This window comes from Brevundimonas sp. (assembly GCF_046299535.1).
Lineage (GTDB): Bacteria > Pseudomonadota > Alphaproteobacteria > Caulobacterales > Caulobacteraceae > Brevundimonas.
Genome location: NZ_JBKBIB010000002.1, coordinates 276207 through 283113 on the forward strand (window position 1 = coordinate 276207; position 6907 = coordinate 283113).

Sequence of the window (6907 nt, forward strand, 5' to 3'; positions counted from 1 at the left end):
CCCTGGCCGAACGCGGACTTCGCGCCGGGGTCGCCCCCGGCGCGAAGGTGAAGACCTAGACCGAAACCGGCTCAGTTGGACGCGGGCCGGGGCCCGAATTTCGGTCCAGCCGATCAGGCCCTAGCCGCGCTGAACGACGGCGCAGGCCACCCGGTCGCCGGCCCCGCCGATGGGCTGGCTCCGGTGATCGTCGGGATTGGCGTGAATAACGATGGCGGACCCGTCATCGTCCCACAGCCATTGGCCCGGACCATTTTCGGCGATGCGGGCGCGGGTGGTGAAGATTTCCGCGCGGGCCTCTCCATTCTCGTTGGCGTAGATGTTGGGCAGGTCCCCGTCATCGGGACCTTCGGCGTTCAGAAGGCCGTGGGGAACGTCCCGGGCATGGTTGATATGGCCGCCCGCGTTCTGGAAGGCGGCGTCGCCGCAGTCGCCGGTCTCGTGGATGTGGATGCCGTGCCAGCCGGGCGCCAGGCCGTTCACCTCGACACGCATGAGCAGGCCGGTGGGGGCCTGGGTCAGGCTCACCGTGCCGACGCCCTGGCCGTCATTGTCTCGCAGTTCGGCCGTGCCGCTCTCGGTGGTGGTGGCCCGTGCCGCATCGCTCGAGGTAGCGTGATCCGCCGTGCCGCCCGTGGCTGCGGGCTGGGCCGGAACCGTCGTCGTTTCCGTCTCGCCGCAGGCGGCCAGGCCCGCCACGCCGAGGGCGAGAACGGAGGTTAGAAGAAGGTTGGCGCGCATGGATCGGCTCCCTGTCCAAAAGCTTTGCCCCGTGGGGATGGATGGGCGCGCGCGCTTTGCCACGCATGCCCTCGGGTGCTAATGTTTCGTCAACGGAATGCGTTCCGATTCCCGCCCCTGACGGGCGCTCAGAAAGCCTGAATTCTCTTGACCGACGACAGCCACAACGACGTTCCGGCGACGGGCGCCCACAACGACATCGCCCCCGTCGCCATCGAAGACGAACTGCGCCGCTCATACCTCGACTACGCCATGAGCGTGATCGTCAGTCGGGCCCTGCCTGACGTACGCGACGGCCTGAAGCCTGTGCACCGGCGGATCATCCACGCCATGTACGAAGAGGGCCGGACCGCCGACAAGAAGTACTACAAGTCCGCCAACATTATCGGCGACGTGATGGGCCGCTATCACCCGCACGGGGATAGCGCGATCTATGACGCCCTGGTGCGTATGGCCCAGCCGTTCTCCATGCGGCTGATGATGGTCGACGGCCAGGGCAATTTCGGCTCGGTGGACGGCGATCCCCCGGCGGCCATGCGTTACACCGAAAGCCGCATGACCCATGCGGCCGAGGCCCTGATCTCGGACATCGACAAGGACACGGTCGACTTCCAGGACAACTATGACGGCTCGCGCCGCGAACCCACGGTTCTGCCCAGCCGCATCCCGAACCTTCTGGTGAACGGCGCCGGCGGCATCGCCGTGGGCATGGCCACCAATATTCCGCCGCACAATCTGGGCGAGGTGGTCGACGCGGCCCTCGCCCTGCTGGACGATCCCGACGTCAGCGACGAGACCCTGCTGGACATCGTTCCGGGCCCCGACTTCCCCACCGGCGGCGAGATCATGGGCCGCACCGCGCCCCGCAACGCCCTGCGTGACGGCCGCGGCTCGGTGGTGGTGCGCGGCAAGGCGAGCATCGAGGAGATCCGCGCGGGCCGCGAGGCGATCATCGTCACCGAGATCCCGTATCAGGTGAACAAGCAGACCCTGATCGAGCGCATCGCCGAGATGGTGCGCGAGAAGCGTCTGGAAGGCATCGCCGACATCCGCGACGAGTCCAGCCGCGAAGGCATGCGCATCGTGGTGGAGTTGAAACGCGACGCGTCCGGCGACGTGGTGCTGAACCAGCTGTACCGCTACAGCGCGCTGCAAAGCTCGTTCGGCGTCAACATGCTGGCGCTGAACCATGGACGGCCCGAGCAGATGGGCTTGCGGGCCATGCTGGACGCGTTCCTGGACTTCCGCGAGGAAGTGGTGGTCCGCCGGGTCAAGTACGAACTGGCCAAGGCGCGGGACCGCGGTCACGTGCTGGTGGGCCTGGCCACCGCCGTGGCCAATATCGACGAGGTGATCCACATCATCCGCAGCTCGGCCGATCCGGCCGAGGCGCGCGAGCGGCTGCAGGGCAAGCCCTGGCCGGTGGGCGACATGATCGCCCTGGTCGAGCTGATCGCTGACCCGCGCAGCGTGGTCATCGACGGCGACAAGCTGCAGCTGACGGACGAACAGGCCCGCGCCATCCTGGCGCTGACCCTGTCGCGCCTGACCGGCCTTGGCCGCGACGACATCATGGGCGAGGCGCGCGAGCTGGCCGCCGAAATCCAGAAACACCTGACCCTGCTGTCGGACCGCGCCCACATCGTCGAGGTGATCCGCGCGGAACTGATCGAGGTGAAGGAGAAATTCGCCACCCCTCGCCGCACGATCATCGGCGAAGGCGACGGGGAGATGGAGGACGAAGACCTCATCCCGCGCGAGGAGATGGTGGTCAGCGTCACCCACGGCGGCTACGTCAAGCGGGTGGCGCTCAGCGCCTACCGGACCCAGCATCGCGGCGGCAAGGGCCGCTCGGGCGTGACCATGAAGGAAGAGGACGCCGTCGTCGGCGTGTTCTCGGCCTCGACCCACACGCCGGTGCTGTTCTTCGCCACCAACGGCAAGGCCTACAAGCTCAAGACCTGGCGCCTGCCGCTGGGCGGGCCGACCTCGCGCGGCAAGGCGTTCGTGAACCTGCTGCCCATCGAGCCGGGCGACACCATCATGAACGTGCTGCCCCTGCCGGAGGACGAGGCGACCTGGGGCGACTACGACATCATGTTCGCCACCAAGTCCGGCGACGTGCGCCGCAACAAGCTGTCGGACTTCGCCACGGTGAACCGGGCCGGCAAGATCGCCATGAAGCTGGAAGACGGCGACCACATGGTGGGCGTGGGTCTGTGCCGGGCGGACGACGATATCCTGCTGACCACCGCTCTTGGCCGCGCCATCCGCTTCAAGGCCGACGACGTGCGCGTGTTCAAGGGGCGGGACTCCACCGGCGTTCGCGGCATCCGTCTGCAGGATGGCGACGTGGTCATCTCCATGGCCGTGCTGGGCCGGGTGGACGCCACACCGGAAGAGCGCGCCGCCTATGTGAAGCACGCCTCGGCCATGCGCCGCGCCGCCACCGGCGAGGATGAAGCGCCGACGCCGGACGCCGATGAGGAAGCCGTGGCCGACGCTGCGCTCAGCATCGAACGCATCGCCGAACTGGGCGCCGCCGAGCAGTTCATCCTGACCATCACCGACACCGGCTTCGGCAAGCGATCCTCGGCATACGAGTATCGCCGCACCGGCCGGGGCGGGCAGGGGCTGACGGCCCATGGCCTGGGCGGACGGGCGGGCAATCGCCTCGCCGCCGCCTTCCCGGTGGAGGACAGCGACGAACTGCTGATGGTCACCTCTGGCGGGCAGATGATCCGCACGCCGGTCAGCCAGGTCCGCATCGTCGGCCGGTCCAGCCAGGGCGTCACCATCTTCCGCACCGCCGACGGCGAGCGGGTGGTTTCGGTGGAGCGCCTGCCGGAAGTGGCGGGAGACGAGGCCGTCGACGCCATCGAGGATGATGGCGAGGGCGAGGGCGAAGGCGAGGGCGGCGAGGCGTGATCCCGCCGACCGCGGCATGCTGACCCTGCTGGTCAACGGCGCGCCGGCGGAGCGGGACGATCTGCTGCATCTGGCGCTGGTGAACTACGGGGCCTTCACCTCGATGCAGGCGGTCGAGGGGGCGGACAGCTGGGGCGTGCGGGGGCTGGACCTGCATCTGGCGCGGCTGAGGGATAGCGGCGTCGAGCTGTTCGGCCAGGCGCCTGGCGAAGGCGAGGTTCGGGGCTGGATCCGTCAGGCGTTGAAGCATCATTCCGGCGCGGCCTCTGTGCGGGTCAATCTGTTCAGCCGGGCGATCAGCGTGCGTGATCCGTCGTCGCGGGGCGCGCCGGATGTGATGGTCTTGGCCGGGCCGCCGGCTCCCGAAATCGCCGGGCCGCTGAAGCTGGGGGTTTCCCGGTACCAGCGCGAGGCGCCGCACCTGAAGCATGGGGCGACCTTCGGTTTGATCCGGGAGCGGCGCGAGGCCCTGGCGGGGGGCCATGACGACGTGCTGTTTGCTGACGAAAACGCCCGCATCACAGAGGGCAGTATCTGGAACATCGGCTTTCTGAAGGGCGATACGGTGGTCTGGCCCCAGGGGCCGATGCTGGCGGGCACGGGCCAGGCCTTGCTGCAGCGCGGGCTGGAGGCCGTGGATGTGACCACGGATCAGCGCTGGGTGGGTCTGCCCGAGTTGCCGGACTTCGACGCCGCCTTCATCGTCAACGCGGCGATTCCCGCCGCCGGGGTCTCCGCCATCGGTCCGGTTCGCTATGCGGGCCGCCCCGACCTGATGCAATTGCTTAGGAACGCCTGGCGATCAAACCCGTGTCAGCCGCTCTAGGTTCGGCGGCGCTCGGATGCTAGACGAAGGCAAAGGCGGGGGAGATCAGGACCTTATGCGCATCGGACTGTATCCGGGCACCTTTGATCCGGTGACCAACGGACACATGGACATCATCGGCCGCGCCTTGAAGCTGGTGGACCGGCTGGTCATCGGCGTGGCCCAGAATGACGACAAGGGTCCCCTGTTCACCACGGCGGAGCGGGTGGAGATGCTGCGCGCCGAGGTGGCGCCGCTGAAGGCCGACATCGTGGTGGAGCCGTTCTCGACCCTGCTGATGCACTATGCGGAAGCCGTGAACGCCAATGTCATCGTGCGGGGCCTGCGGGCCGTGGCGGATTTCGAGTACGAGTTCCAGATGACCGCCATGAACCAGCGCCTGAACGCCGATATCGAGACCGTCTTTCTGATGGCCGATCCACGCCACCAGGCCATCGCGTCCCGTCTGGTCAAGGAGATCGCCCGTCTGGACGGCGCGATCGAGAGTTTCGTCAGTCCCCGGGTCGCCGGGCGCGTCCGGGCCAAGGTTCTGCAATCATGAAGTTTCTGACCGGCCTGCTGGCCGCCGTCGTCCTGACGGCCGCCGCCTCATCCGCCACCGCACAGGACGCCGAGGTCTGGCGCGACGTGGCGCCCGAAAATCTGTGGGTGATCGACACCACGAAGGGCCGCGTCCTGGTCGAGCTGACGCCGGAGGTGGCGCCCCAGGCCGTGGAAAGAATCCGGACGCTGACACGGCAGGGGTTCTACCAGGACCACGCCTTTCATCGGGTGATCCGCAATTTCATGGCCCAGACAGGGGATCCGACGGGAACGGGCGCGGGAGGCAGCGAACTGCCCGACGTCCCGGGTGAGTTCACGTTCAGGCGGGGGGCTCGCCCCGCCTTCATCCAGACGCCGACAGGTCGTGAGGATCGCGCCGTGTTCGGGCTGTTCGGCGCCATGCCGGTCCGGACGCAGCCGGACGCCCAGATGTTCGTGACCGCCGACAACCGGGTGGACGCCATGGGCCATTTCTGCCCCGGCGTGGCGGGGATGGCGCGCTCGGCCAGCCCCGACAGCGCCAACAGCCAGTTTTTCCTCATGACGGCCTATCGCTCGAATCTCAACGGGCAGTACACGCCGTTCGGACGGGTGCTGGAGGGGATGGACGTTCTGGCGGCGCTGAAGGCCGGGCCGGAAGAGAACGACGGCGCCGTGACGGACCCGGACAGGATGGTGACCGCACGGCTGGCGGCGGACATGCCCGAGGGCGAACGGCCCCGCGCCATGGTGCTGGACGCGCGGGCGCCCCGTATGCTGGAAATCGTCCAGGCGGCCGTCGCGGAGCGCGGCGACCGCCTCACCGTCTGTGATGTGGCGCCGCCCGTCCGCATCGAGGGTTGATCCTGAAAAGGGGAAGCAGCATGCGCCTGTCGATCATCGCCGTCGCCGCCGTTCTGGCGGCCGCCCCGGTCATGGCCCAGGAGGCGCCGCCCGCCGCCGACGCCTCACCCGCGCAGGCCGACTGGCGCACCGTGACTCCCGAGAACCTTCTGGTGATCGACACCAGCCGGGGGCGTATCCTGGTGGAGATGTCGCCCCTGGCCGCGCCCGTGCATGTGGAGCGGATGCGGATTCTGGCCCGGCGCGGATTCTACGACGGCATCGTCTGGCATCGGGTGATCGACTGGTTCATGGCCCAGACAGGCGACCCGCTGGGCACGGGCGACGGGCAAAGCCCTTATCCCGATCTGACCGCAGAGTTCACCTTCCGCCGCGGACCGGACATGCCGTTCACCCAGGTCGCCGACCCCATGGGCGCGCCCGTGGGCTTTCTGGGCTCGTTGCCCATCCAGACCCAGCCCGACGAACTGATGGCCCGGACAGGCGACGGCATGGTGCATGCCTGGGGGGTTTACTGCCCGGGCGTGGCCGGCATGGCGCGGGGCGACGATCCTGACAGCGCCAACAGCCAGTTCTTCCTGATGCGCCAGGCCTATCCCTCGCTGGACAAGCGATACACCGCCTGGGGCCGGGTGGTTTCCGGTCTGGAGGTGGTGCGGGCCATGAAGACGGGCGAGGAGCCCTCCGGGGCGGTAGCTGCGCCGCAGGACGTGATGACCAGCGTTCGGGTGGCCTCGGACATTCCGGCCGACCAGCGGCCGGTGGTGCGGGTTCTGGACACGGCGTCGCCGGCCTTTGCCGCCATGGTGGAGCGGAGAGAAACCAGGAAGCCGCAAGACCGACTATTTGGCGGAGAGATGTGTTGATAACAGTGCTGTCCATTCATCCATGGGGCTCCCATGAAGATAGGGAACTGATTCGCCAGGTTGTTGATGTCACAGGCCTGGCAGAGCTGGTGGGCTTCATCAGCGCTGTTGGGCATGCCTGGCCCAGTGGGAACGAAGAACGTATCCTCGAAAGGGCTTA

6 protein-coding genes are annotated in these 6907 nt (G+C 68.0%); 5 read left to right on the forward strand and 1 reads right to left on the reverse strand.

Annotated features, from left to right (window positions below; all coding sequences use genetic code 11):
* Window positions 1-120: 120 nt before the first annotated feature.
* On the reverse strand, window positions 121-741 hold the full coding sequence (locus tag ACK4FB_RS02855; protein ID WP_409747627.1) for a superoxide dismutase family protein: 621 nt from the start codon (window positions 739-741) through the stop codon (window positions 121-123).
* 147 nt (window positions 742-888) lie between these two features.
* Here ACK4FB_RS02855 and gyrA point away from each other — a divergent pair, with 147 nt between their 5' ends.
* The 5 genes from gyrA to ACK4FB_RS02880 are packed head-to-tail and all read left to right on the forward strand — an operon-like array spanning window position 889 to window position 6747.
* The gene (gyrA, locus tag ACK4FB_RS02860; protein ID WP_409747629.1) at window positions 889-3669 is read left to right on the forward strand and encodes a DNA gyrase subunit A; all 2781 of its coding nucleotides are present in this window, start codon (window positions 889-891) and stop codon (window positions 3667-3669) included.
* Window positions 3670-3685: 16 nt separating this feature from the next.
* The gene (locus tag ACK4FB_RS02865; protein ID WP_409747631.1) at window positions 3686-4495 is read left to right on the forward strand and encodes an aminotransferase class IV; all 810 of its coding nucleotides are present in this window, start codon (window positions 3686-3688) and stop codon (window positions 4493-4495) included.
* Window positions 4496-4550: 55 nt separating this feature from the next.
* Entirely contained in the window at window positions 4551-5036 is a 486-nt protein-coding gene (coaD, locus tag ACK4FB_RS02870; RefSeq protein WP_409747633.1) for a pantetheine-phosphate adenylyltransferase, read from the forward strand.
* A complete protein-coding gene (locus ACK4FB_RS02875) occupies window positions 5033-5881 on the forward strand; it encodes a peptidylprolyl isomerase (RefSeq protein WP_409747635.1) in 849 nt (282 codons plus the stop codon). The genes coaD and ACK4FB_RS02875 overlap by 4 nt, the downstream gene beginning before the upstream one ends.
* Before the next feature lie 20 nt (window positions 5882-5901).
* Window positions 5902-6747, forward strand: a complete 846-nt coding sequence (locus ACK4FB_RS02880) for a peptidylprolyl isomerase (RefSeq protein WP_409747637.1) — start codon at window positions 5902-5904, stop codon at window positions 6745-6747.
* The last annotated feature ends 160 nt before the right edge of the window (window positions 6748-6907 follow it).